At 32.1% G+C, this 2,106-nt stretch carries 1 protein-coding gene and 1 pseudogene; both read left to right on the plus strand.

Going from position 1 to position 2,106, the window contains the following annotated elements:
* A pseudogene (locus J671_RS24435) lies at positions 1 to 195 on the plus strand (DNA-binding protein); the annotation flags it as partial.
* A 930-nt stretch (positions 196 to 1,125) separates the two neighbouring features.
* On the plus strand, positions 1,126 to 2,076 hold the full coding sequence (locus J671_RS24445) for a GGDEF domain-containing protein (protein ID WP_006582641.1): 951 nt from the start codon (positions 1,126 to 1,128) through the stop codon (positions 2,074 to 2,076).
* The last annotated feature ends 30 nt before the right edge of the window (positions 2,077 to 2,106 follow it).

The raw sequence follows: 2,106 nt of genomic DNA on the forward strand, positions 1-2,106 counted from the left end.
CCAACTTCAGATCAATCTTCAGTGCAATCTAGTCCATCTCAAGTAGAACCTACATTGAATGTAGATAACGACAAACATGACGGATTGACTACTCCGGAAAAAACGGAAAATAAGCGTATTCCGGTGCCGGAGCCGGTTGAACCGGAGCAGCCGAAAAGAGGGTGGTTAAGCCGGTTTTTCTTGCCGAATGGCTAAGGGTACTATTCAACTGAGCTAATCAAAGTTGTAAGGATTTGATTAAAGAATAGCCATATTACGTGAAAGATCACAAAAAAAAGCCCGTACAGGGATGTTCGGGCTATAAACTTTGAAATAAGTATATGAATTTCAAGGTAAATTATGACACATTTCGTATAAGGTGTATTATGTTAATTTTAGAAAAATTAAACTTGTAAAATATTAACATAACTGTCTGACATTTCTTGCAGATCTAACTTAGTAGTAACATTTAGAATGTCATCGTAATTCAGAAGATTTTGTATTGGAAAAATACCCTTAAGTATTGATCTAAGAAGGAAATAATAAGAATAGAGCTGTTCATGAATATCAAAGTTGATATCAGCGCCTCTAATAAAATCATAACCAATATCGACATTTCTATCATCTCGATAAATGGCATTGGCTAAATCTTGGAAATCGTTACCTAAGTCAAAGTATACCAATGGTACTTCATATTTAGATCTAGCTATATCTTTTCGATATACATAGTTAAAACCATCTCTTTATCTGATGTTGCATTGCGACCTTAGCCACCGATGTATCTGGCTGCTGGCATTGCTGAATAAGTTGATGTTTAAATTCAGCCGTGAAGGTTCGACGGGGCTTTTTTAGCGTTGGTGCAGTGTCTATAACTGTCTTTAAATCCATAGATAGGTGTCCACTTAAATTTTAGTGGACACTATCGCGGTATTAATGAGTTAGAAAAAGTGGGGATCAGCGGACGCTTACGTTGTTAACTAAAAAGTTATATTTTCTATATAGAGTCGTTTAAGAATATATCGTAAAAAATATTAAGAAAAATAAATTTTACGATATATTATATCTATGAAATTTTTAAATTAATCTTTAAATACAATAGTTTAAATAAAGTTGTATAAATTTTTAAAGTATTGATAGTGAGTAGTTATGAGTCTTTTTTATGAAAACTTTAGAGATTTTGAAGATGCTGGTAAAGCCATTTTAGAGTATTTACATAATCACTTAGTTTTTAATTTATGGATGATTACTTGTACAGAAGGTAATGATTGGATAGTTCTTCAAGCTAAAGACAGTGGATATGGAGTAAAAGCAGGACAAGTTTTTAATTGGGCTGATTCATATTGTTCTAAGATGGTACTAGGCAAAGGGCCACGTATAGCACATGATTCAAAAAAAATTCCATTATATGAAGAGGCTGGAATTAATAAGGTAGTGGATATAAATGCATATATAGGTCAACCTTTATTGAATGAAGATGGCTCTGTTTTCGGTACATTATGTGCTATTGATCCATCAGTACAGCCTAAAAGTATAGAACAATATAGTGATTTATTAGAATTATTTAGTTTATTACTCAGTCGAATTTTACAGAACGAAATTAAAATAAATGAACAAAAAAGAATTAGCGAAAAACTTGAAATGGAGTCGCTAACAGATCACTTAACAGGAGCTTTCAATCGTCGTGCTTGGGATAAATTTTTAGATTTAGAAGAAAGTCGGTGTAAAATTTACGGACACTCAACAACAATTATTGTCATAGATTTAAATGATTTAAAATATATAAATGATAAATTTGGTCATTTAAAAGGTGATCAGATGATTCAAGAAACAGTCCAAATTATCAAAAGAACTGTGCGCTCTAATGATTTAGTTGCACGTTTAGGAGGAGATGAGTTTGGTATTTTAAATATTGAAACTAACTTAGAAAATACTCAAAAACTAGCAAATCGAATTTCAGAATCCTTAAAACAGGCTGGAATTAATGCTGCTATTGGTGTTGCAGCACGTCAACCAGGGACGGATTTACAACAAACAGTAGTTGAAGCAGATAAGCAAATGTATAGACATAAACGTCAAATCAAAGATATGTCTCAATAAGGTAATAAAATTAAGTTTTCCTACAATTAA

The organism is Acinetobacter sp. 1130196, from assembly GCF_000588095.1.
In the GTDB taxonomy this organism is placed as follows: domain Bacteria; phylum Pseudomonadota; class Gammaproteobacteria; order Pseudomonadales; family Moraxellaceae; genus Acinetobacter; species Acinetobacter nosocomialis.

What these genes read in the sequence shown, in the direction of transcription:
- J671_RS24445 (WP_006582641.1), top strand. Translation starts at nt 1,126, where the DNA reads ATGAGTCTTTTTTATGAAAACTTTAGAGATTTTGAAGATGCTGGTAAA.